This window comes from Microbispora sp. NPDC049633 (genome assembly GCF_040675265.1).
Taxonomy (GTDB): Bacteria; Actinomycetota; Actinomycetes; order Streptosporangiales; family Streptosporangiaceae; genus Microbispora; species Microbispora maris.
Genome location: NZ_JBFAOO010000043.1, coordinates 14,226 through 36,726 on the forward strand (window position 1 = coordinate 14,226; position 22,501 = coordinate 36,726).

Below are 22,501 nucleotides of genomic sequence, written 5' to 3' on the forward strand. Positions count from 1 at the left end.
TCGGGTGGATCAAGGAGTCAACGGTTTCGTCTCGCACAGCCGTACAGGCGACTGGGAGCACGCGCTGATCAGCGGGAACGGCCGGCAGGGCGCCCTCGTCTACGGGGCGGGACCCGAGATGAGGGTCACGCTGTCGCACGAGCGGCTGTTCCTGCCCACGCTGCCGCCGATCGACCCGCCGGAGACCGCCCGGATACTGCCGGAGCTGCGCGCGCTGCTCCACGCGGGAAAGTTCCGGCGGGCGGCCGACCGGGTGATGGAGGTGGCCGTCGAGCAGGATCCCGGCTACGCGGACCTGCGCTTGGTCGACCCGCTGATCGGCGCGGGGACCCTGACCTACACGCACGGGACGGCGCCGGAGGGCTACGCGCGGAGCTGCGACTTCACGACCGGCCTGGTGACCCAGGAATGGCCCGGGGTCCTCAGGCAGGAGGTGTTCGTCTCCCGCGCCCGCGACGTCGTGGTGATCCGCCTGCTGGGCGACGTCTCGGGGACCCTCGCGCTCGCGCCGGTCGCCGGGGAGCCCCCGGCTCCGGTCACGTACGCGACGCTGGTCGCCCCTGACCGGCTGCAGTTGACCGGCGAGTTCTCCCGGCATGGGATTCGGGGGCAGGGGGTTCAGGGGCAGGGGGCCGTCACGGGATACACCGTCGAGTGCCGTGTCCACACGCGGGGCGGCCGCCTGCGGGCGGGCGGCGGTGTGCTGGAGGCGCACGGCGCGCGGGAGGTCACGATCCTCGCCCGGACCGTCGTCCACCCCGCCCCGGCCGAGCCGTGCCCGCTGGACCGGATCGTCCCCGACGCGGCCCGGCTCCTGCGGGACCACGCCGCGATCCACGGCGACCTGTCCGGCCGCGTACGGCTCCGCCTCGGCGGTCGCGACGCGCGCCCCGGGAGCGAGGACCTGCTCGCGCGCGGCGGGCCCGAGCTGGTCGAGGCCGTCTTCGCGGCGGCCAGGTACGCGATCGTCTCCAGCGTGGGGGAGCTGCCGCCGACCCTGCAGGGCGTGTGGAGCGGGACGTTCCGGCCGCCGTGGCAGTCCGGCTACACCCTCGACGGCAATCTGCAGGCGGCGGTCGCCGGGCTGCTCGCCACCGGCACGCCCGAGCTCCTGCTCCCGGTCTTCGACCTGCTCGAAGGCCTCCTGCCCGACTTCCGGGACAACGCCCGCAGGCTGTACGGCTGCCGGGGGATCCTCGTGCCGGCCCACGTGTCGACCCACGGCAGGCACAACCACTTCCATCCCACGTGGTGCCTGACCTTCTGGACGGCGGGCGCGGCCTGGCTGTCGCGGCTCTACTACGACTACTACGACCACACGGGCGACCTCGGTTTCCTCCGGGAGCGGGCGCTGCCGTTCATGACCGAGGCGGCCGAGTTCTACGAGGACTTCCTGGACGAGCAGGGGAACTTCGCGCCGTCCTACTCGCCGGAGAACGCCCCTTCCGGCGGCGACGCCCAGGCGTGCGTCAACGCCACGATGGACCTCGCCGCCGTACGCGACCTGCTGCGCAACCTCGTCCGGGCGCACGGGGAGTCGTCGCCAGGCGCGCGCCGGTGGCAGGCCCTGCGCGACCGCCTGCCGGCGTACCGGATCGCGCCCACGGGCGAGCTGTCGGAGTGGGCGCCGCCGCCCGGTCTCACGCTGGAGGACAACCACGCCCACCGGCACGCCTCGCACCTCTATCCGTTCTGGTACGACACCGGCGAGGCCGCCGACCCGGCCCTGCGCGCCGCGGGGGCCGAGGCCGTACGCCGGCGGCTGGAGTGGTGGCGCGGGGCGGACTCGGACGAGATGGCGTTCGGGCTGGTCCAGCTGGGCCTGGCCGCCGCGAACCTCGGCATGGCGGCGGAGGCCTCGCAGGCCCTCGACCTGCTGGTCACGCGTTACTGGCGGGCCAACATGGTCTCCACCCACAACCGCGACGCCATCTTCAACGTGGACGTGTGCGGCGGGGTCCCCGCGCTGGTCGCCGCGATGCTCGTCCGGTCGGAGGGCGACCGCCTCGACCTGCTCCCGGCCTGCCCCTGGCCGTCCGGCGAGGTGCGCGGCCTGCGCGCCCGGCGCGGAGTCGTCGTCGAGCGCCTGACCTGGTCCCCCGAGGGCGTCGAAGCCGTCCTGGCCGGCGCCGCCGCCCGCCGCCTCACCGTCACCACCCCCGGGACCCGCCGCTGACGGCGGCGGGTGCCGCGGCCGGTGCGGCCGCGACACCTCTATATCGCCCGTCAGGTGGTGCTGCCGGTCACCGTGGTGCCGGACTTGGTGATGTAGTAGGTGATCTTCGCTCCGCTCCAGAAGTGGAAGGTGAGGGTGACGCGGCCGTCGTTGACCTCGGCGAAGAACTCGGGTTTCAGGATGACGGTGTTCGCGGTGTAGTCGGGCTGGAAGGACGCCCAGAACTCCTTGTACGAGGTCCAGTTGGCCGGTCCCGCGGGGCTGCCGTCGGCGTACTTGGCCTCCATCGTGGCGAGCTGGTCACCGCGGAATTGGGTGGGGATGGAGAACGAGGAGGTCGTGCCGGTGGCGGCGGCCTGGGTGGGCGGGTCGGAGGTGATGACGCTGATCTGCCAGGGCGCGCCCTGGGAGAAGCGGGCCTCGATGGTGGCGTTCACGCCGTAGGCCCGGTTGCCGGCCAGCCGGGTGAGGGCCGCCGCGGTGAGGGTCAGCGTGTTGCCGGACACGGTGTAGTCCGCGCCGTTGGCGAGATTGGTGCTGCCCTGTCGCAGGCCCTGGAACGAGGTGCCGTTGAGGTTGAGCGTGAGCGTCCTGGCGGTGATCGCGCCGCTGCGTGGGAGATACACCTGATCGGAGGAGGCCGTGCCGGATCGCGTGGTCCAACTGGCCTTCATCGCGTCGTAAATGCCCTGGTCCCGCCATCGCAGCTCGTTGCGTTCCAGGAACGAACCCGCGTCCCAGAGCATCGTGGTGAGCTTGCGGATGCGGGCGTTGTAGCCGACGGCCTCGATGAACTTCAGGAACTCGCCGCGTTCGATGATGCCGGGCCGGGTGTAGTCGTAAGCGAGCAGCGCCCACTCTCCGACGATCACGGGGATGCCGCGGGACACGAACGTGTCGTACACCCGGTCGAAGCCGCTGACCAGGTCACTTTCGACATTGCTGTCGTAGCGGGTGCCGCCGGCGATGTTGGCGCTGAACGGCCACCAGCCGTAGAAGTGCACCGTCGCGGCGAGGTTGGGGTCGTGCAGCTGGTTGAAGGTGCCCGTCAGCGCGTCCAGCCGGGCCTGCTCGGAGCTGGTGTGCAGGGTGGGCAGCACGAGCAGCCGGGTGGCGTTGCCGCCGCCGGACGCGCGCACAAGCCGGACGAACGCGGTGTTGAGCTCGCCCAGCACCTGATCGCTCGCGGCGTCGTCGGAGGTGCCGGTGAACTGCGGCTCGTTGATGCTCTCGAACACCAGCTTCTGGGAGTGGTCACGGAACGTGCCGGCGAGCTGCCGCCACAGCGCGGTGTATCGGTTCATCACGGTCGTGCGGTCGCCGGGGTACCCGTTGATCCACTGCCAGGAGTCGTGATGCAGGTTGATCATCACGTAGAAGCCCTCGGCCAGGGACCAATCGACCACCTCGCGGACGCGGTTGAGCCAGGCGGAGTCGATCGCGTAGTCCGGCGCCGGGCCGTGGTGGTTGCTCCAGGTCACCGGGATCCGGATGCTGTTGTACCCCTGCGATCGCACATAGTGCAGCATCGCCCGGGTCGTCAGCGGGTTGCCCCACGCCGTCTCGTCGGGGATCGCGTCGAACGTGTTGCCCAGGTTCCAGCCGGGCTGCATGGCAGCCACCCTGGCCATCGCGTCGCCCGGCTGCGGAGACGCCGACGGCGAGGGGGACGGCGACGGGCTGGGCGAGGGAGACGGCGAGGGGGACGGCGAGGGGGATCGCGACGGACTGGCCGACGGTGAAGGGCTGGGGGACCGCGACGGACTGGCCGACGGCGAGGGCCCGGCGTTCCCGGTGCACGTGACGCCGTTGAGCGCGAACGTGGCCGGCGCGGTGTTGGCGCCCGACCACGACCCGTTGAAGCCGAAGGAGACCGTCGCGTTGGTCGCGATGGCCGCGTTCCAGCTTTCGTTGACGGCGGTGACCTGCGCGCCCGACGAGGTGATCGTGCTGTTCCACGCCTGGGTCACGCGCTGGCCCGACGGGAACGCCCAGGTCAGGCGCCAGCCGCTGACCGGGTCGCCGAGGTTGGTCACGTTGACGTCGGCGGTGAATCCGCCCGGCCATTGGGACGAGACGGTGTACGCCACGCGGCAGCCGGCCGCCGCCTGGGCGCCCACGGCCGTCAGAATGCCCGCCACCAGCAGCGCGACCACGACACCGGCGACCGCGCCGGCCCGCAGCCGGGCTCTTCGTAACCTGTGCAGATTCACCGTTGCTCTCCCTTGTGCGCATCTGCCGTGGACTGCGCCGGCCGATCTCGACTACGAAATAAGTCGGCTCATTCGCTGGAAAACTTTCTGACAATTCGCCGGAAACATAACAGCGCGATGTGCCGAGGGCCACTATCCCGCGCATCGGCCCCGATCGGGCGTGCACGCAGATGCCCGATGACGGCGATAATTTGGTGGAAACTTCCGGAAGATGAGGCTGAAACTTTCACTGTCCTCGGCGGGCGCACACACGGGCGCCCGGTGCGGCCCACGGGTTATCCTTTCGCCGTGAGCGGGCCCGCGACGTTCGACGGGGCGGGACGGCACGGCAGGACGCGGCGCCGGGCCGGCGACGAGAGAGGGGCCGAGTTGTCGTATGCCGGGCCGGACGGACCCGTTGCCGACCGGGAACGTCCGAAAGGCGATCCCGCACGGCCCGTGACCATCTCCTACATCGCCGAGACCGCCGGGGTGTCGATCCCCACGGTGTCCAAGGTCGTCAACGGCCGTTCCGGCGTGTCGGCGGACACCCGCGCCCGCGTCGAGGCGCTCATCCACGAGTACGGCTACCGCAAGAGCAACCGCAGGAACCTGCTGGAACTCGTCTTCGGCGAGCTGGAGGACCTGTGGGGGATCGAGATCATCCGTGGGGTCGAGCGGGTGGCTCGCGATCACCGCGTAGGGGTCGTGCTGACGGAGTTCGGTCCGCGACGTGACACGGGGGACCACCCGATCGACGACACGCTGGCCCGTCGCCCCGCCTGCGTCGTGACCGTGGCCCAGTTGTCGGAGGAGCAGCGCGACCGGCTACGCGCCAACGACATCCCCTTCGTGGTCTTCGACCCCACGACCGAACTGCCGGACGGCGTCCCCTTCGTCGGCGCGACGAACTGGGCGGGCGGCAGGTCCGCCACCCGGCACCTGATCGGGCTGGGCCACCGCCGCATCGCGATGATCTCCGGCCCGGACGGGGTCCTGTGCTGCCGGGCCAGGCTGGACGGCTACCGCTCCGCCCTGGAGGCCGCCGGCCTCGCGATGGACCCGGGCCTCGTGGTGCGTGCCGACCTCACCAGGCAGGACGGCCGGACGGCCGCGCTCGCCCTGCTGGATCGCGCGGACCCTCCCACGGCGGTCTTCGCCTGCAACGACCTGCAGGCGCTCGGCGTCTACGAGGCCGCGCGGGAGCTGGGACTGCGGATTCCGGCGGACCTGAGCGTGGTCGGCTTCGACGACCTGCCCGTGGCCGCCCTGGTCGATCCGCCGTTGACCACCGTCCATCAGCCGCTCGCCGAGATGGCGGCGGCCGCCACCGAACTGGCGCTCGCCCTGGGGCGCGGCGAGCCGACGCCGCAGGTCGGTCTCGAACTGGCCACCACCCTCACCGTCCGGCAGAGCACCGCCCGGCCGGCGGATCACCGACCGGAGCGTGGCGACGCCCCGCCGGTGGGAGGCGCGGCGGGGCGTCGGTCGGAGGAAGGGCTCAGCCCTTGATGGCGCCGATGATCACGCCCTTGGTGAAGTGGCGCTGCACGAACGGGTAGATGAGGAGGGCGGGCAGCACGGCGATGGCGACGATGGCCATCTTGATGGCCAGCGTGGGGGGCGCGACGTGCCCGAAGCCGCTGACGCCCACGGTGGCCGTCGGCAGGGGGTTGGAGTCCACGACGTACTGCCGCAGGATCAGCGCGAGTGGCCACTTGCGGGTGTCGTCCATGAACAGCGTCGCGTTGAACCACGCGTTCCAGTAGCCGACCGCGTAGAACAGGCCGATTACCGCCGTGACCGCCTTCGACAGCGGCAGCACAATCCGCCACAGGATGCGGAACTCCCCGGCGCCGTCGATGCGGGCGCTGTCGAGCAGTTCGTGCGGGATGTTCATGAAGAACGCACGCAGCACGACGATGTTGAACGCCGACACCGCCGACGGCAGGATCAGCGACCAGTACGTGTCCTTCAGCCCGAGCGAGGCGACCATCAGGTAGGTCGGGATCAGCCCGGGGAAGAACACGAACATCAGCAGGACGCAGAACAGGATCGGCCGGTGGAACAGCGACCCCGGCCGGGACAGCGCGTACGCCCCGAGGATGCTGACGCCGAGGCTGACCGCCGTGCCCACGACGGTGACGCCGGTGCTGACCAGCACCGCGCGGCTGACGACGCTGTCGGAGAAGATCTGGCGGTACGCGTCGAGCGTTATGCCGTCCGGCACCAGCACCAGGCCGCCCACCCGGTTCACCGTCTCGGCCGACGACAGGCTGGTCAGCACGATCGTGTAGAGCGGCAGCAGCACGGCGAGCACGATGAGCGCCAGCGCGCCGCCCTTGCCGATCCGGCCCGCGAGCGAGCCCGGTTCCTCCCAGGGCGCGAGCCCGGACACCTTCTTCCTGCTCATGATCGCGAATACACCCCCCGCTCGCCCAGGGCGTGCGCCACCCGGTTGGCCGCCAGGATGAGCACCAGCCCGACCAAGCCCTTGAACAGGCCGGCCGCCGCGCCGTACCCCAGGTCTCCCGTGCGCAGGCCGGACCAGTAGACGAAGGTGTCGAAGACCTCCGACGCCTTGCTGCCGACCGCGCTGCGCTGCAGCATGAACTGCTCGAAGCCGACGTTGAGCGCGTCGCCGAGCCGCAGGATCAGCAGCAGCACGATGACCGGCCGCAGCCCCGGCAGCGTGATGTGCCACATCCGGCGCCACCGGCGGGCCCCGTCGACCGCGGCGGCCTCGTACAGGTTGGGGTCGATCGTGCTGAGCGCGGCGAGGAACACGATCGTGCCCCAGCCGGCGTCCTTCCAGACCGTCTCCGCCGTGACCAGCAGGATGAACGTGTCGGAGTTCGTCATCCAGTCGACCCCGGCGTGCCCGTGGTCGCGCAGGATCTGCGCGAGCAGCCCGGCGCCGCCGAACATCTGCTGGAAGATCGCGACCACCAGCACCCACGAGAAGAAGTGGGGCAGGTAGACGATGCCCTGGATGAGGGCCCGCAGCCGCCCGGAGACCACGCTGTTGAGCAGCAGCGCGAGCGCGATCGGCACCGGGAAGTAGAAGACGAGCTGGAACGCGGTGATGCCCAGCGTGTTCACCACCGCACGGATGAACTGCGGGTCGCCGAACAGCTGGGCGAAGTTGGTGAAACCGATGATCGGGCTGCCCAGGATGCCGCCGCTGAACGGGTTGTAGTCCTGGAACGCGATGACGTTCCCCAGCGCCGGGATCCACCAGAAGCCGGTGACCAGCACCAGCATCGGCGTGGCCATGACCAGCAGCGGCCAGTCCCGGCGCAGCCGGTCCCTGAAGGCGCCCCGTCGTGCGACGGCCGGCCCGGCCTGGGTCGCCCCGGGCCGGACCTCCGTCACACTCCTCGTGTCCGCGTCGGCGCTCACAGGCGGCCGTTCTCCCTGGCGACCTTCATGTAGAACTCGCGGGCCTCGTTGCCGCCCTGCTCCTGCCAGTCCTTGAGGATCTGGGCCCACTCGGAGACCGGCCGCTTGCCGCGGAAGATCTCGTTCATCTTGTCCTCGGTCGGCTGGACAAGGCCGGCCATCTTGGAAGGCACCTCGACCCGGATGCCGACGAACGGGTCGTTCTCCAGGTACTTCGAGGCCGTGGTCTGCCAGCCGTGGTACGCCTCGACGTAGCCGGGGTACTGGTTCTCGGTGATCGCGCCGGGCCGTCCGGACAGGAACATGTACGTCGGGGCGAACTCCTTGCGGCCGAGCGCGGTCTGCTGGACCTGCCCGTCCTTCAGGGTGAAGTGCTTGCCCTCGACGCCGTTGTTGACCAGGTCGAACTCCTGGGTGCCGTACGGCGCGGAGCACCAGTTGGCGATGCCGATCAGCTCGCGGGTGCGGGCGTCACCGAGGCCCTTCTTGATGAAGCAGAACATGCTGGCGGGCTCGTTGCGCCACACGATGACCTTGCCGCCCGGGTGGGCCGGGTAGGGGTCCACCGCCCGCACGTCGAACTTCGGGTTGGTGGGCAGGAACCGGCCGAACAGCTCGTGGATCGTGCCGATGCCGTCCTTGTACATGACGAGCTGCCCGCTGCCGAAGGGCTCCTTGTGGTCGGCGAACCGGTTGGCCACCACGTCCGGGTGGACGTACCCGGCCTCGAACAGCTTTGTCACGAACTCGATGGACTGCAGCCACTCGGGCGTCTCGTACTTGTAGATCAGCGTGCCGTCGGGCTGCTTGCGCCACTCGCGCGGGGCGCCGAACGCCCGCTGGATCTCCTGGTCCATGCCGCCGAACGCCCAGCGCTTCTTCTTCGGGTCGGTCAGTTCCTTGCCCAGCGTGAGCAGGTCGTCGGCGCTCTTGGGGCGGGGCAGGCCGAATTCGTCGAGGATGTCCTGGCGGACGACCGTGGCGAACGGGTAGGGCGCGTTCTGCCACGGGATGCCCTGCAGGACGCCGCCGAACACGCCGTACGACCAGGCGGCGGTGTCGTAGTTGGCCAGCAGCGGGAACTCCTTGGCCTTGTCGCCCGCCAGATAGGGCGACAGGTCGGCGAAGAGCTTGTTGGCCGCCTCGGTGAAATGGGCGATGGTGATCAGGTTCCAGCCCGGAATCTGGATCATGTCGGGCACGTCGCCGCTGGCGAGGAGGGTGTTCAGTTTGTCGACGTAGGTGTTGCCGTCCGAGATGTTGAACCGGACGACCCCGCCGAGCCGCTCGTTGACGGCGTCGAAGTAGGAGTTCTCGCCGAGGCCGGGGGGAACGGTGCCCCACAGCGGGGTCATCACCCTCACCTCCGTGCCGCTGGTGATCGGCTTGGCGGTGACGGCCTGGACCATCGTGCCCGGCCTGGACAGGAAGCCGGGTTCGACGAATTCGGCGCCCGGCAGGTCGGGCGACAGGCCCGGCACCTGGAACGGCACACGGGTGGGCACGAGGCCCTTGAGCTTGTCGGCGGCGACGGCGGTGCCCTTGGGCAGCTCCTTCTTGGCCGCGCAGCCGGTGAGGCCGGCGGCGGCGAGCGCGCCCGCGCCGACGATCCCGAGGAATCCGCGGCGGCTGGTCAGGGGGCCGCCGGGGGGTTGGCTCATTGGTGCGATCCTTCCGGGAAAGGTTCCTCGACGCGGTTAGTTCGTCAGGTGACCAAACAAATTAACCGGTTCACGGGGTGGCGACAAGATTTCATGAAACATTCAGGGGCTCGACCGTCGAGGGCGTCTCGGTCATGCTGCAGACAATAGGACTGGCCGCCTTCTTCGGCTGAGGGCGCTCTCTCCGGACCTGAGGAGTGGCCGTGACCGACGCGATGGCGGCGGACGAGGCGGGAAACGAGCTGACCGCGTTCCACCGGGTGGCGGAGCGGGCGATGTTCTCCGACGCCCCGACGCCGGTCGCGCTGGTCGCCGCCTGGCACCGGCACGCGCACCTGGACCGGCTGCTCCTCGTCTTCAACCGCTACCGGCAGTGCTGGGAGTTGCCGGGCGGCCTGATCGATCCCGGCGAGACGCCCCGGCAGGCGGCCGTACGGGAACTGCGCGAGGAGTCCGGGCTGGTGGCCGAGGACCTCGCGTTCGCGGGGTACGCGCGGTTCGTGCTGGGGCCCGAGCGGCGCGCGGAGTACGCCGCCGTGTACGCCCTGCGCGCGGCGGGACCGCATGGCGGGTTCGTGCCCAACGCCGAGATCGCCGCGATCGGGTGGTGGGACGGCACGACCCCGATGACGGGCCGGGTCCAGAAGCTGGACGTCCTCCTGGGCCGGCTGGCCCGGGAAGTCATTTCCGGTTGAAGGCCGGGTCGATTCAGGTCGAACCCGAAAGGACCGGTCCAAAATTGACACTCGGCCGCAAACAGGATTGACAGCGACCGTAACGCCGGGAATAGCGCGATATTCAATTACTCATGAGTACCATCTCTCCGCTCCGGACCCTAGCTGACCAGCGCATATAGCGTAAATATCGGCATCTGGTGGTCAATATCTGATATTGCGGACGCAATTCCGGATGCAGATGACATAATGCGTGGGAGCGCTCCCGCGCCATCGGCTGCTATCTCCGCAGCGCCATCCGGCACGCCTGCCCAAGGGGCACGTTGGAAGGAAGGTGCCGCGTCTTCATGACGGCATTCGGCAAAAGTCCTCCGTCCGGGCCGCAGATCGACGGAAATGTTTCGGCAGACATGGTCCGCGCCGGCTCCCGCCCCTGGGCGCCCCACCTGTGGTGGATGGCCCTGGTGGTCGGGGCGGCCGGCTTCGCCTTCGTGTGGCTGGCCACGCCGCACGCCAGGGAGATCGGCTCGCCCTGGGAACTGGTGGCCAAGCTGGTCGCCTTCGCCTGCCTGTGCGTGGCGATCGCGGTCTTTCCCTGGGTGTCGCCCCGGCTGAACTGGCTGCTCTACGTCCCGTTCGTCTTCTTCACCGGCTATCTCATCCCGCGGATCAGCTGGTTCTACTACGGCGACGGCGCGCGAGCCCAGGGCGACAGCTTCTACACGCACCTCTACCTGCTGCTCTATCCGGGCATCGTGCTCACGGTCGCCGCCGCCTACCGCATCGGCGGAGGCACCCCGGGCCGCTCCCTGAAGATCATGGCGAGCGGGATCCTCATCGTGTTCTCGGGCTTCCTCGACCTCATGTGGTTCGTCGTCAATCCGGTCGAGATCCCCGAGGTCATCGACGCGCCGCACATCAACCTGTTCACCGGGGGGCCTATCTCGTTCGGCGCGACGATCGTGTTCGCGCTCGCGCACGTCCCGATCATCGTCGGGGTCAACCTGCTCCCCCTGGACCGCTGGATCGGCCGCCTGCTGGTGGCAGGTGACCCGTGAGCGGTGCCGTGAACATCTCCGTGGCCGCGCCCGCGTACAACGAGGCGGAAACCATCGCGGCGGTGGTGGACGAGTGGCAGGACTACCTGGACGGCAACCCGGCCGTGGGCGACTGGGAGATCGTCGTCTGCGACGACGGGAGCGGTGACGGGACCGGAGAGATCCTGGCCGCGCTGCGGGCGCGGTGCCCGCGGCTCGTCGTGGTCACGTTCGAACGCAACCGGGGCGCGGGCGCGGCCATCGCCGCCGCGATCGCCCACACCCGGCTCGACTGGGTCGTGCTGCTGGACTCCGACGGCCAGTTCCCGATCGCCAACCTCGACCGCGTCCTGCCGCGCGTCCGGGCCGGGGAGGCGCTCGCGTTCTCCGGGGCCCGGATCAGGAAGGCCGACGGCCTGGCGTACCGCTGGGGATCGGCGGCCAGCGGCGCGGTCAGCAACCTGCTGCACGGGACGCGCTACCGCGACTTCAACTCGATCTTCAAGGTGGTGTACGGCCCGCTCTTCCGCGCGCTGCCGCTGGAGTCCGGCGGGATGAACTGCTCGACCGAGATCACCGCGCGGGTCGCCGAGCTCGGGCACGAATGGGTGGAGGTGCCCATCGAGCACCGGGAACGCGGCGGCGGCAGCCGCGGCTGGCGATACTGGCGCGGCGCCCGCGACCGGGCCCTGTTCGTCGCCTACCTCGGCCTGCGCCACTGGCTGCTGCGCCGGGGCGTCCTGCGCCGGACCGTGCCCGAGGTGCCCCAGGTGTCGCAGGCGCCGGAGGTGCCGGAGCCGGTCGCGGCGGGCGCCGAGGAGGCCCGATGACCGTCGCGGTGACGATGTTCAGCGGCGGCCGCGGGGCGGCCAGCATCGCGAGGGGCATGCTGGGCACCCCGGGCGTCGGCCTGTCGCTGGTCGTCAACGGCTACGACAACGGCCTGTCCACCGGCGCGCTGCGCCGCTACCTGCCGGGGATGCTCGGGCCGTCGGACTTCCGCAAGAACCTCCTGCTCCACCTCGATCCCGCCGACCCGGCGCAGGCCGCGCTGGCGACCGTACTCGACCACCGCCTGCCGAACGGGACCACGCCCGCGGGGCTCACCGAGGTCGTCGAGGCGATCGCCGGACGGCGCGGCGCGTTCGCCGCGCTGCCCGAGGCGGCCCGCGAGGCCCTCACGGCGGACCTTCGCGTGTTCGCCCGGCGGCTCGCGGCCCAGCCGTACGGGCTCGACCTCGCCGACTGCGCACTCGGCAACCTCGTGTTCGCCGGGGCCTACCTGCGGCTCGGCCGGGACTTCAACGCCGCCGTCGACGCGTGCGTCCGCACGTTCGGCTCGCCCGTACGGCTGCTCAACGTGACCAACGGGGAGAACGCCTTCCTGGCCGCGCTCAGGAAGGACGGCGGTCTGCTGGCCGACGAGGCCGACATCGTCGCGCCGCAGGACCCGGGCACGATCACCGACCTGTTCCTGCTGCGCGAGCCGGTCGGCGCGCGGCGGCGGGTCGAGCTGGAGGCGCTGCCGCCCGAGTGGACCAGGCGGATCCTGGGCCGCGAACGCGCCGAGGTGACGCCGAACCCGCGGGCGCTCGAGGCGATCCGCGACGCCGACCTCGTCGTCTACGGCCCGGGCACCCCGCACTCCTCGCTCCTGCCGAGCTATCTCACGCCGGGCGTGGCGGACGCCGTCGCGCGGAGCCGGGCGGCGGCCAAGGTGTTCGTCGTCAACACCCGCGAGGACCACGACATCCGGGGGCTGACCGCGCCCGACCTCGTGGACCGCACGCTGGCCCACCTCGGCGACCCCCGCAACGAGCGGCGGCTGGTGACCCATGTGCTCAGCCATCGCATGCCGGGCCCGGACGCCCCCGCTGTGCCGGAGGAGATCCTCGACCGGGGCGAGTGGGCGGGGGCCCGCTGGGTGACCGCCGTCATGGAACACCCGGGGCGTCCCGGTGTGCACCACGCGGAGCGCACGGCCGAGGCCCTGCTCGCGATCAGGGACGAGGCGGCCTTGGCGCGGGTCCGATGACGGCTCTCCTGACGGACGCGTGCGCCCGGCGCGTCTGGCTGTTCGACCTCGACGGCACGCTCGTGGACTCCTGTCCCGCCCACGAGGCGGCCTTCCGGCAGGCCATCGCCGAGGTCGCGCCCGATCTCCTCGCCTCCTTCCGGTACGCCGACCACGCGGGCGCGAGCACCCGCGAGGTGGCGGTGCGCCTGCTGGGCGACAGCGGGGAGGCGGCCCGGCTGGCCGGGCTGAAGCAGCGGCTGTACCGCGAGCGGGCCGGCGCGGTGGCCGTGTTCCCCGGCGCGCGGCGGCTGCTCGGCCGCCTGGCCGCGGGCGGGCGCGACGCCTACCTCGTCACCAGCGGCAGCCGGGCCTCGGTAGAACGGGTGCTCGCGGCGTGCGCGCTGGACGCGTACTTCCGGGGCGTGCTCACCAGCGACGACGTGCCGGCGAGCAAGCCCGACCCCGCGTTCTACGCGTACGCGTGCGACCACTGGGGCCTCGACCCCGGCGCGGCGGTGGTCCTGGAGGACTCCTCGCACGGAGTGGCGTCGGCGGTCGGCGCGGGCCTGCCGACCCTGCACGTCCACGTCGCCGAGCCCGCTCCTGGGGCGGTCGCGGTGCGCGACCTGGAACAGCTCGTGTCTCTCCTGGACCCGGAGGTGTGCGGTGCCGGCTGAACGCGTGTGCGCGGTGATCCCGGCGGCCGGGCGGGGGATCCGCCTGGGCCTCGGCATTCCCAAGATCATGGTGGAGATCGCCGACGGCGTCACCGTGTGGCACGTGCTCCACCAGCGGCTGCGGCCGCTCGCCGAGCACATCCACGTCGTGATGTCCCCCGAGGGGGAGGGGCCGTTCCGGGCGCTGGCGGCCGGGCAGATCGCGAGCGGCGCGGTCTCGGTGAGCGTCCAGGAAAGGCCCACCGGCATGGGCGGCGCGATCTTCGGCGCCGCCCCGCACTGGGAGGACTACGGCACGATCCTCGTCGTCTGGGGCGACCAGGCGGGCCTGTCCCCGGTGACGGCCGCCCGTGTCGTCGAGGCGCACGAGAAAGGGCTCACGATCCCGCTGGTGCCGATGCCCGACCCGTACGTGGAGTACGAACTGGACGACGACGGGACGCTGCTGCGGGTGCGCCAGTCGCGGGAGGGCGACGAGTGCCGCCCCGGCGGGCTCAGCGACGTGGGCGTGTTCTGCCTGAGCACGGAGGGGCTCCACGAGGCGTGGACGCGCTACCTCGACGAGGCGGCCCCGGGCGCCCGCACCGGTGAGGTCAACTTCCTGCCGTTCCTGCCCTACCTGTCGCGGGAGCGGGGCCGGCCGCTGACGGTGGTGCCGGTGACCGACCCCGACGAGGCGCGCGGCGTCAACACGGCCGACGACCTCGCGTTCGCCCGGCGGGCACACCAGCGGTGGGCGCGCTGACGGAACGGGCGGCCGGGCTCCTGGCCGCCCACCGCTGGGCCGCGGGGCCCACTCTGGTGAGCACCGTGGCCAGCGGCACGGCCGCCGCCACCACGCTCGTCATCGCCAGGGGCGTCGGCGCCGCGGCGTTCGGCCACTTCACCGTCGTCCTGTCGATCGCGCTGATCGTCACGGTCGCCATGCTGATGAGCCTCAACTCCGTCATGTTCCAGGAGCTGCCGCGGGCCGAGTCCGCCGTGCGGCCGGCCCGGCTGAGGACGGAGCTGGTGACGACGGCGCTGCTGTGCACGCTCGTGCTGGGCGCGGCGGTGTTCGCCGCCGGGATGCTGGCCGCTCCGCTGCTGACCGGCGTGCTCGGCGTGGACGCCCGCACGCTGGCCTTCGCGCTGGCGCTGGCGCTGTCGATGACGCTCAACCAGCTCACCGAGAGTTTCCTGCGCGGGCTGAAGAGGTTCCGCCTCGTCGCCGGGCTCAAGCTCGCCGTGGCGGTCGCCTACCTGGGCGGGGCCGCGTTCTTCCTGCTGGTCCTCGGCCTGCGGGAGGCCGAGCCCTACCTGGTCGCACTGATCGGCACCAACCTGGTCTTCGCCCTGCTCTCCTTCGCCGGGTTCGAGGTCGCGCCGCGGACCTGGTCGCGGGCGCTGGCCCGCTCGATCTACCGGCACGGCGCGTACGTCACCGTCATCGGCGCGCTCACGGCGGTGGTGTTCGGGGTCGACGTCATCTTCCTCAACCACTGGGCGCCCCGGGCCGACGTGGGGGTCTACTCCGTGTACAACGGCTTCCCCAAACGGCTGCTCGGCGTGGTGTTCACCGACGGCGTCGGCCTGGTGCTGCTGCCCACGCTGGCGACGTCCGACAAACCCGCCGTGATGCGGCGCATCGCCCGGCTCGCCCCGGCCGTGTTCGCGGCGACCGCGGTGTTCGCGTTCGCGGCGAGCACGGTGTTCTTCCTGCTCGTGGGGGGCGAGTATCCGTACTCGCTCGGCCTGATGGCGTTGTCGGCGATCGGGATCGGCGCGCACACGGTCTTCAACCTCCAGCAGGTGGCGCTGACCATGGACGGCGTGCGGGGCGCCAGGGTGCTCATCGGCTGCCTGCTGGCCGGGACCCCGCTCGCGCTCGCCTGCCAGGCGGCGCTGATCGCCTGGCAGGGGCTGGTCGGCGGCCTGGTGGCCTTCGCCCTGAGCAATCTCGTCCTGGTGGCCGTCGTGACGGCCGTCTCCACCCGGCTCTACCGGCCGGCCGGCGCATCGGAGGTACGCGGGTGAGGATCGCCCACGTCATCAACCAGTTCCCGCCCAACATAACGGCGGGGCTCGGCCGGTACGCCGAGCTGATCGCTCCGCAGCTGTCCCGGCGCCACGAGATGGCGGTCCTCACCGTGAACGACGGCCGCCTGCCGGTGTGGGAACGGACCGGCGGCATCACGGTGTACCGCCCGCGCGGGCGGCTGCTCGGGACGATCGCCCGCCGCAGGCGGCTCAACCGCACCCGCGGCGTGGAGTTCCTCCTGCTCGCGCTGACCGTCGTGGTGAGCAACTGGCGCTACTTCCTGCTCCTTCGGCGGCTGCGCCCCGATCGGCGGCCCGACCTCGTCGCCGTCCACGACTCGACGAACTTCCTGTGCGGCCTGCTCTGCCACTACCTGCTGCGCCTTCCGGTCGTGTTCCACGTCCACACCACCGAATACGGCGTCGCCCCGCAGCGCAGCATCGCCGACCCGCTCAACCTGTTCGCCGCGCTGGAGAGGTGGCTCGCGCGGATCTCCCGGCGGGTCGTGGTCGCCACCCCGGAAGTGCGCGAGCAACTGCTGACGGCGGGCTGGGACCGCTCGCCGATCGACGTCGTCCGCCTGGGCGGCACGTACGAGCGGGTGGTCGCCGACCCCGGGTTCGACCCCGGCAAGCTGCGCCTCGGCGCGGCGGACCTGCGCGCCCGGCTCGGCATCCCCGAGGGGGACCGGGTGCTGCTGTTCGTCGGGCGGATCGAACGGCAGAAGGGGATCTACCAGCTGCTCGAGGCCATGCCCCGCATCCGCGCGGCGGTGCCGGACCTGCGCCTGGTGATCGTGGGCGAAGGCGACGAGGCCGGCGTCGCGCGGATCACGGCCGAGGCGGGGCTCGGCGACCGGGTGCTGACCTCCGGCGGCTGGGTGTCGGGGCAGGCGCTGCTGGAGTACTACGCGATGGCCGACGCCTGCGTCTTCCCATCGCTCTTCGAGCCGTTCGGGCTGGTGGCGACCGAGGCGATGGCCCTGGCGCGGCCGGTGGTCCTGGGCGACGGCTTCTCCCGGATCTTCCTCGGCGACCCCGCGGAGCCCGCCGTACGGTTCGTGCGGGCGGCCGACCCCGGCGACATCGCCGGCGGGGTGATCGAGGTCATGACGGACGCGGACCTGCGCCGGGCGCTCGCCGAGCGGGGCGAGCGGCTGGTGCGGGAGACACTGAGCTGGAGCCGCGCCGCCGAGGAGACGCTCGCCGTCTACGCGGAAGTGCTCTCGGACGAAGGGCCGAGGCGATGATCTCGCTCGTCGTGCCCTGCTACAACGCCGCCAGGACGCTGCGGCTGTGCCTGGAGTCGGTGCTGGCGCAGACGCGCGTGCCCGACGAGATCGTCGTGGTCGACGACGCGAGCACCGACGGCTCGGCGGAGATCGCCGAGCGACTGGGCTGCCGGGTCGTCCGCCTGCCGGAGAACCGGGGCGTGTCGGCCGCCAGGAACGCCGGGATCGACGCCACCTCGGGTGAGGTGATCTTCTTCCTCGACTCCGACGTCGCGCTGCGGCCCGACGCCGTCGCGAACGCGACGGAGCTGCTGGAGCACGACCCCGAGGTCGGCTGCGTCCACGGGGTCTACGACACCGTGCCGCTCATCGACGACGGACCGGTCGAGTGGTACCGCATCCTGCACGCCGTGCACTGGCGCCGCCGCCACCTCGGCGAGGTCAACAGCGTCGTGTTCGCCCTCGCCGCCATCCGCCGCGACGTGGTGCTCGCCACGGGCAGGCTCGACGAGCGGCTGCGCGACTGCGAGGACGTCGAATACAGCAGCAGGCTCGCCGTACGCAGCCGGATCGTGCTGACCGACACGGTCGTCGGCCGCCACGACGACGGCAGCCGCCTGCTGCCGATCCTGACCGAGCAGTGGCGGCGGGCCCTGCCGCTGATCCCGCTCGCGCTGACCACCACCCGGCGTGGCGCGGCCAAGCCGGAGCACGCCAACAGCCCGGGGGGCATCCTCTCCTGCGCCCTGGCCCTGGCGAGCCTGGGGCTGGTGCTGCTGAGCCTGCCGTTCGGGCTGTTCCACCCCCTGCTGCCGGCCGTCCCCGGCGTGTTCGTCGCCGGGTTCGTCCTCGCCGATCCGGAGCTGGTCGGGTTCGTACGGCGGCAGCGGGGGCCGATCTTCGCGGCGTACTTCATGGCCGTCCATCTGGTCGTCCACGTGGTGCTCGTCACCGGTCTGGTGGCCGGCTCGCTGCGCCTGCTGACCGGCCCCCGGGGAAGCCGCGCCGAGACCGCGTGAGACGTCAGGCGCAGCCCACGCGGCCGGTGCTCAGGGCGATGTCGTCGAGCCACAGGTCGTACGCCGCCGGGGAGGGGTTCGGCTGGTAGAGCTGCCAGCCGATCTTGACGGTGTCGAAGCGGGGGAAGACGAAGTCGACGTCGTTGCCGCCGTGGCTGCGGGTGGAGACGGTGAGGTCGGGCTGGGCCACGCCGTCGAACCAGACCGAGATCTTGTTGTCCGCGGGGTCCATCCGCCACTCGACGCACTGCCACACCCCGGCCCGGGAGGGGGCCGACTCGCGCCAGTCGGTCCAGTCGCCGGTGGGGCCGCCGTCCGCACCGACCCCCCACAGGTCCTTGCGCAGGGTGGGGACGTACTGGCCGCCGAGCGGCCGGACGATCTCCGGGCCCGCGCCGGTTGCCTCGATGAGCGTGTAGTGGGCCCAGTCGGGCGCGGTGGGGAACGCCTTGACGCGCAGCCGGACGCGGCCGTAGAAGCCGTTGCCGGGCGGGGCGAAGTCGTCCACCTTGAGGAACGCGCGCCCGTTGCCCTCGGTGTGGACGTGCAGCACCTTCTGCCCGCGTTCGGCGTGCTCGACGGTGAGCGTGCCGTGCTTGGTGTCGACGCCCCACCCGAGGCTGGCCGCGCCGCCGACCGGCAGCGACTGGAAGTCCTCGCAGAAAAGCGTGCCGCCCTTCGCGCAGGTCCCCGGCCCGTGACCCGGCCCGTGACCCGGCCCGCGATCCGGCCCGGGAGACGCGGAGGCCGCCGGGGCCGCCGTCAGCGGCAGCAGCAGGGCCAGACAGGCCGCGGGTAACAGTCGTCGCACGACGCGCTCCTTTTCCCGGTGATAAGGCACTCGTAAGGTACGGCAACTGGGAGCGCTCCCATAAGAGGTGTGCCGAAGATCGATGAAAGGGCCGGATCGCGCGGATAATCTACGCGTGAAAGGACCTTCCCGGCGATTATTTCTCCAGTTCAGCGGGCTCGCCGCGCTGCTCTCGGCGTGCGCTCCCCCCAAGGAGAGCCGCGAGGAGACCCACGCCGGAGCCTTCGCCCTGCTGCGCCGCCGCTGGCGGGAGATCACGCTCGGCCACCCGGGCGCGTTCGATCCCGCGCGGGAGCCGTACCGGACCCGGCTGGCGCGGCTGGGCGCGCAGGCGCGCCGGCACCGCGACGCCATGGCGCCCACCGCGAGATCCCTCTGGCCGGACCTCCCCTTCCCCTCCCTCGACGCCACCCCGGCGCGGCTGCGGTTCATGGCCCGCGCGTACGCGCTGCCCGGCACCGGGCTGACCGCGGAGCCGGGCCTCGGCACGGCGGTCGGCGCGGGCATCGCGCACTACGTGCGGCATGTGTACGCCGCGGACGCCGAGCAGACCGGCAACTGGTGGGACTGGCAGATCGGCACGCCCAGGGCGCTGCTCGACGCCGCCGTGCTCGCCGCGCCGCACCTCACGGGCGCGCAGGGCGCGGCGCTGTGCGAGGCGGTGGACGGATTCGTCCCGGAGAGCCGCCTGGACGACTACGAGGGCAACAGCACCGGGGCGAACCGGGTCGACCTGTGCACGGTGACGCTGCTGCGGGCGATCGCCGGCGCGGACCCCGGCCGTGCCGCGCTCGCGGCCGCCGCGCTCTCCCCGGTGTTCCCCTACGTCACCGAGGGTGACGGCTTCTATCGGGACGGCTCGTTCGTCCAGCACGGGTCCGTCCCCTATCAGGGCGGGTACGGCGCAGTGCTGCTGACCGGCCTCGCGACGCTGTTCGCGGTGCTGCGCGGCACGCCGTGGGAGATCGCCGACCCGGCGGCGCGCACCGTCTTCGACGCCGTGGACCGGGCGTTCGCCCCCTTCGTCCACGACGGCGCGTGCATGGACCTCGTCCGCGGGCGCGGCGTCGACAGGCGGCCGTTCGGCGACCACAGGAGGGGCAGGGAGATCGCCGCGGCGGTCCTGCTGCTGGCCGAGACCGCCCCGGAGGCCGAGCGGGCCCGATGGCGGGCCATGGTCAAGGGCTGGGCCGTGCGCGACACCGCCAAGCCCATGCTCCGGGCGGCCGAGGCGAGCGACCTGGCGTTCCACGCGCGGCTCGCGGCGGTGCTGCGCGACGCGACGGTCCCGGCCGCCGCCGAGCCCGCCGGGCACCGCCTGTTCCCCATGAGCGCCCGCGCCGTCCACCGCGCCGCCGGGTGGTGCGCGGCGCTGAGCATGGCCTCCTCCCGCGTCGCGCACTACGAGTACGGCAACGGCGAGAACCTGCGCGGCTGGCACACCGGCTCCGGGATGCTCTACTGGTGGGCGCGCGGGCACGGCGACCACTACTCCGACGCCTTCTGGCCCACTGTCGACCCGTACCGGCTGCCGGGCACGACGGTCTCGACCCGGCGCCTGCCCGACGGCGCCGGCGGCGAGTGGGGCGACACCCGCCCGCCGGCCGCGTGGGTGGGCGGCGCGACCGACGGCGTGTACGCCGCCGTGGGTCAGCACCTGTTCGGCCTGGAGAGCACGCTGGAGGCGTTCAAGTCGTGGTTCTTCCTCGACGACGCCGTGGTCTGCCTCGGCGCGGGCATCACCTGCCGGGACGGCGTGCCGGTCGAGACCGTCGTGGACAACCGCAGGACCGGCGCCCGGCTCACCTTCGGCACGGGGTGGGCGCACCTGGAGGGCCACGGCGGTTACGTCGTGCCCGCCGGGCAGTCCCTGCGCACGCTGCGCGAGGACCGCACGGGCGCGGGGGTCACCCGGGGCTACGTCACGTTGTGGCTGGACCACGGCGCCGACCCGGACGCGGCCGGTTACGTCTACCACCTCCTGCCCGGGGCGAGCCGGACCGCGACCGCCGCCCGCGCCGCCGATCCCGGCCGGGCCCGGGTGCTCGCCAACACCTCCGCGCAGCAGGGGGTCGAGGTCCCGTCACTGGGCGTCACCACGGTGAACTTCTGGACGGGCGGACGCGCCGGAGGACTGACGGCGTCCGATCCGTGCGCGGTCCTCGTGCGCGACCTCGGCGACGGCACGGCCACGGTGACCGTGGCCGATCCCCGGCGCGAGCTCGACGGGCTGACCGTGACGTGGGACCGCCCGGTGGCCGCGGTCGCGCGCGGGCACCCGCTCCTGGACCACGCGGAGACCGGCTCCCGGCTCACGCTCACGTTCGGCGCACTGGCCGCTCGCGAGGGCGCCTCCTGCACGGTGACCGTACGGACGGCCGCTTCGGCGGCGAGAGCGGCGAGAGCGGCGTGAGCGGCGTGTCATCATGAACGCCGTGTCCACCCTGCCTGATGACCTGGACGGCGCGCTGGAGGAGTCCCTCGGACGATTCCCGATGGCCGAGCTGACGCGGAGCGTGCAGACGCTCATCCGGCAGTACCGGGAGGGCTTCGACCGGAGCGTGCCGGCGCTGAGCTCGGAGGTCGCGGTCGCCGCGTACGCCGGGTATCGCATGCCCGCGACCTACAGCGCCGTGAGCGCCGCGCTGCGCCAGGTCGCCCTGCTGGCTCCCGGTTTCGCGCCGGAGACCCAGGTGGACGTGGGCGGCGGCACGGGCAGCGCGCTGTGGGCCGCGAGCGCGGTCTGGCCGACGCTGCGCACGGTGACCGTCCTGGAGCAGTCCCCCTCCGCCATCGCCTTCGGCCGGCGGCTGGCCGGTCGCGCGCCCGCGGCGGCCGTACGCGAGGCGCGCTGGCAGCAGGCGGTCGTCGACCGGAGCGTGCCCGCGCCCGCGGCCGACCTGGTCACGATGTCCTACGTGCTCGGTGAGCTGTCGCCCGCCGTCCAGGATGACGTGGTCGGATCCGTGGCCCGCACCGCCGGCATGCTGGTGATCGTCGAGCCCGGCACGCCCGGCGGGTACGCCCGGATCGCGGCGGCCCGGCGGCTGCTGGCCGGGCTGGGCCTGCACGTGGTCGCGCCCTGTCCGCACGACGGCGAGTGCCCGATCGTCCCGGACCGGGACTGGTGTCACTTCGCGGTCCGCCTCAACCGCACCGCGCTGCACCGGCGGGTCAAGGACGGCACGCTGAGCTTCGAGGACGAGAAGTTCTCCTACGTCGCGGTGTCGGCCCGGCCGTGGCCGCGCGCGGAGGGCCGGATCCTGCGCCATCCCCTCAAGCGCAAGGGACTCGTCACGCTGCGCCTGTGCACGGCCGAGGACGGGCTGGCCGACCGTGCGGTCTCCAAGCGACAGGGCGAGACCTACCGCGGGGCGCGCGACGTCGTCTGGGGCGACGCCTGGCCGCCGCCCGCCTGACAGGTCACGTCTGGGGCCTCGTAACGCCCCCGCTCGCGAAACGTATGTCAAGAGAGGGCAGCGGCAATCGGGGGATCGTGCACGACCAGGGGGCTGGACTGCCTCGCCGCCGCCGGAGACGTCGCCAGGAGTCTCATCCGGAGGGCCTCGTGAGGAGTGTCTGAC

Annotated in this window: 18 protein-coding genes; 13 read left to right on the forward strand and 5 right to left on the reverse strand. The window is 72.1% G+C overall.

Annotated elements, in window-relative coordinates; all coding sequences use genetic code 11:
- The first annotated feature begins 4 nt into the window (after positions 1 to 4).
- The gene (locus AB0J39_RS14040; protein WP_363464159.1) at positions 5 to 2,176 is read left to right on the forward strand and encodes a glycoside hydrolase N-terminal domain-containing protein; all 2,172 of its coding nucleotides are present in this window, start codon (positions 5 to 7) and stop codon (positions 2,174 to 2,176) included.
- A 50-nt stretch (positions 2,177 to 2,226) separates the two neighbouring features.
- Here AB0J39_RS14040 and AB0J39_RS14045 read toward each other — a convergent pair whose 3' ends face one another.
- Positions 2,227 to 4,389, reverse strand: coding sequence for a cellulase family glycosylhydrolase (locus tag AB0J39_RS14045; protein WP_363464160.1), 2,163 nt, complete (start codon positions 4,387 to 4,389; stop codon positions 2,227 to 2,229).
- A 288-nt stretch (positions 4,390 to 4,677) separates the two neighbouring features.
- Here AB0J39_RS14045 and AB0J39_RS14050 point away from each other — a divergent pair, with 288 nt between their 5' ends.
- Positions 4,678 to 5,880 carry a LacI family DNA-binding transcriptional regulator gene (locus tag AB0J39_RS14050; RefSeq protein WP_363464162.1) on the forward strand — a complete coding sequence of 401 codons (1,203 nt, stop codon included), beginning with the start codon at positions 4,678 to 4,680 and terminating at the stop codon, positions 5,878 to 5,880.
- Here AB0J39_RS14050 and AB0J39_RS14055 read toward each other — a convergent pair.
- Genes AB0J39_RS14055 through AB0J39_RS14065 form a run of 3 tightly spaced genes read right to left on the reverse strand, consistent with a single transcriptional unit; the run spans position 5,870 to position 9,431 of the window.
- Positions 5,870 to 6,781: a carbohydrate ABC transporter permease gene (locus AB0J39_RS14055; RefSeq protein ID WP_363464163.1), complete on the reverse strand. Its 912-nt coding sequence runs from the start codon at positions 6,779 to 6,781 to the stop codon at positions 5,870 to 5,872. The two genes, AB0J39_RS14050 and AB0J39_RS14055, sit on opposite strands and share 11 nt — an antisense overlap.
- On the reverse strand, positions 6,778 to 7,770 hold the full coding sequence (locus tag AB0J39_RS14060; protein ID WP_363464164.1) for an ABC transporter permease subunit: 993 nt from the start codon (positions 7,768 to 7,770) through the stop codon (positions 6,778 to 6,780). The genes AB0J39_RS14055 and AB0J39_RS14060 overlap by 4 nt, the downstream gene beginning before the upstream one ends.
- Entirely contained in the window at positions 7,767 to 9,431 is a 1,665-nt protein-coding gene (locus AB0J39_RS14065) for an extracellular solute-binding protein (RefSeq protein WP_363464165.1), read from the reverse strand. Before AB0J39_RS14065 ends, AB0J39_RS14060 begins: the two co-directional genes overlap by 4 nt.
- A 203-nt stretch (positions 9,432 to 9,634) precedes the next feature.
- Here AB0J39_RS14065 and AB0J39_RS14070 point away from each other — a divergent pair, with 203 nt between their 5' ends.
- From AB0J39_RS14070 to AB0J39_RS14110, 9 genes are all read left to right on the forward strand, one after another.
- On the forward strand, positions 9,635 to 10,126 hold the full coding sequence (locus AB0J39_RS14070) for an NUDIX hydrolase (RefSeq protein ID WP_363464167.1): 492 nt from the start codon (positions 9,635 to 9,637) through the stop codon (positions 10,124 to 10,126).
- Positions 10,127 to 10,515: 389 nt separating this feature from the next.
- On the forward strand, positions 10,516 to 11,163 hold the full coding sequence (locus tag AB0J39_RS14075; protein WP_363464168.1) for a hypothetical protein: 648 nt from the start codon (positions 10,516 to 10,518) through the stop codon (positions 11,161 to 11,163).
- Positions 11,160 to 11,972: a glycosyltransferase family 2 protein gene (locus tag AB0J39_RS14080; protein WP_363464170.1), complete on the forward strand. Its 813-nt coding sequence runs from the start codon at positions 11,160 to 11,162 to the stop codon at positions 11,970 to 11,972. The genes AB0J39_RS14075 and AB0J39_RS14080 overlap by 4 nt, the downstream gene beginning before the upstream one ends.
- Positions 11,969 to 13,177, forward strand: coding sequence for a 2-phospho-L-lactate transferase CofD family protein (locus tag AB0J39_RS14085; RefSeq protein ID WP_363464171.1), 1,209 nt, complete (start codon positions 11,969 to 11,971; stop codon positions 13,175 to 13,177). The genes AB0J39_RS14080 and AB0J39_RS14085 overlap by 4 nt, the downstream gene beginning before the upstream one ends.
- On the forward strand, positions 13,174 to 13,836 hold the full coding sequence (locus tag AB0J39_RS14090) for an HAD family hydrolase (RefSeq protein ID WP_363464172.1): 663 nt from the start codon (positions 13,174 to 13,176) through the stop codon (positions 13,834 to 13,836). The genes AB0J39_RS14085 and AB0J39_RS14090 overlap by 4 nt, the downstream gene beginning before the upstream one ends.
- Positions 13,826 to 14,581 carry an NTP transferase domain-containing protein gene (locus tag AB0J39_RS14095; RefSeq protein ID WP_363464173.1) on the forward strand — a complete coding sequence of 252 codons (756 nt, stop codon included), beginning with the start codon at positions 13,826 to 13,828 and terminating at the stop codon, positions 14,579 to 14,581. Before AB0J39_RS14090 ends, AB0J39_RS14095 begins: the two co-directional genes overlap by 11 nt.
- On the forward strand, positions 14,569 to 15,852 hold the full coding sequence (locus AB0J39_RS14100; RefSeq protein WP_363464175.1) for an oligosaccharide flippase family protein: 1,284 nt from the start codon (positions 14,569 to 14,571) through the stop codon (positions 15,850 to 15,852). Before AB0J39_RS14095 ends, AB0J39_RS14100 begins: the two co-directional genes overlap by 13 nt.
- Positions 15,849 to 17,105 (forward strand): glycosyltransferase family 4 protein, encoded by a 1,257-nt coding sequence (locus AB0J39_RS14105; protein ID WP_363464176.1) that lies wholly within the window; start codon positions 15,849 to 15,851, stop codon positions 17,103 to 17,105. The genes AB0J39_RS14100 and AB0J39_RS14105 overlap by 4 nt, the downstream gene beginning before the upstream one ends.
- On the forward strand, positions 17,102 to 18,106 hold the full coding sequence (locus AB0J39_RS14110) for a glycosyltransferase family 2 protein (protein ID WP_363464178.1): 1,005 nt from the start codon (positions 17,102 to 17,104) through the stop codon (positions 18,104 to 18,106). The genes AB0J39_RS14105 and AB0J39_RS14110 overlap by 4 nt, the downstream gene beginning before the upstream one ends.
- 4 nt (positions 18,107 to 18,110) lie before the next feature.
- Here AB0J39_RS14110 and AB0J39_RS14115 read toward each other — a convergent pair whose 3' ends face one another.
- Entirely contained in the window at positions 18,111 to 18,917 is an 807-nt protein-coding gene (locus tag AB0J39_RS14115; protein ID WP_363464180.1) for a hypothetical protein, read from the reverse strand.
- Positions 18,918 to 19,032: 115 nt separating this feature from the next.
- Between AB0J39_RS14115 and AB0J39_RS14120 the strand changes: the two genes are divergently transcribed.
- The gene (locus AB0J39_RS14120) at positions 19,033 to 21,330 is read left to right on the forward strand and encodes a polysaccharide lyase 8 family protein (RefSeq protein WP_363464181.1); all 2,298 of its coding nucleotides are present in this window, start codon (positions 19,033 to 19,035) and stop codon (positions 21,328 to 21,330) included.
- A gap of 22 nt (positions 21,331 to 21,352) precedes the next feature.
- Positions 21,353 to 22,336 (forward strand): small ribosomal subunit Rsm22 family protein, encoded by a 984-nt coding sequence (locus AB0J39_RS14125; RefSeq protein ID WP_363464183.1) that lies wholly within the window; start codon positions 21,353 to 21,355, stop codon positions 22,334 to 22,336.
- Positions 22,337 to 22,501: the final 165 nt, after the last annotated feature.

Bases quoted from the DNA above. Each gene is read 5' to 3' on its own strand.
- AB0J39_RS14055 (WP_363464163.1), bottom strand. From the start codon at position 6,781: ATGAGCAGGAAGAAGGTGTCCGGGCTCGCGCCCTGGGAGGAACCGGGC.
- AB0J39_RS14090 (WP_363464172.1), top strand. From the start codon at position 13,174: ATGACGGCTCTCCTGACGGACGCGTGCGCCCGGCGCGTCTGGCTGTTC.
- AB0J39_RS14075 (WP_363464168.1), top strand. From the start codon at position 10,516: ATGGTCCGCGCCGGCTCCCGCCCCTGGGCGCCCCACCTGTGGTGGATG.
- AB0J39_RS14085 (WP_363464171.1), top strand. From the start codon at position 11,969: ATGACCGTCGCGGTGACGATGTTCAGCGGCGGCCGCGGGGCGGCCAGC.
- AB0J39_RS14110 (WP_363464178.1), top strand. From the start codon at position 17,102: ATGATCTCGCTCGTCGTGCCCTGCTACAACGCCGCCAGGACGCTGCGG.
- AB0J39_RS14065 (WP_363464165.1), bottom strand. From the start codon at position 9,431: ATGAGCCAACCCCCCGGCGGCCCCCTGACCAGCCGCCGCGGATTCCTC.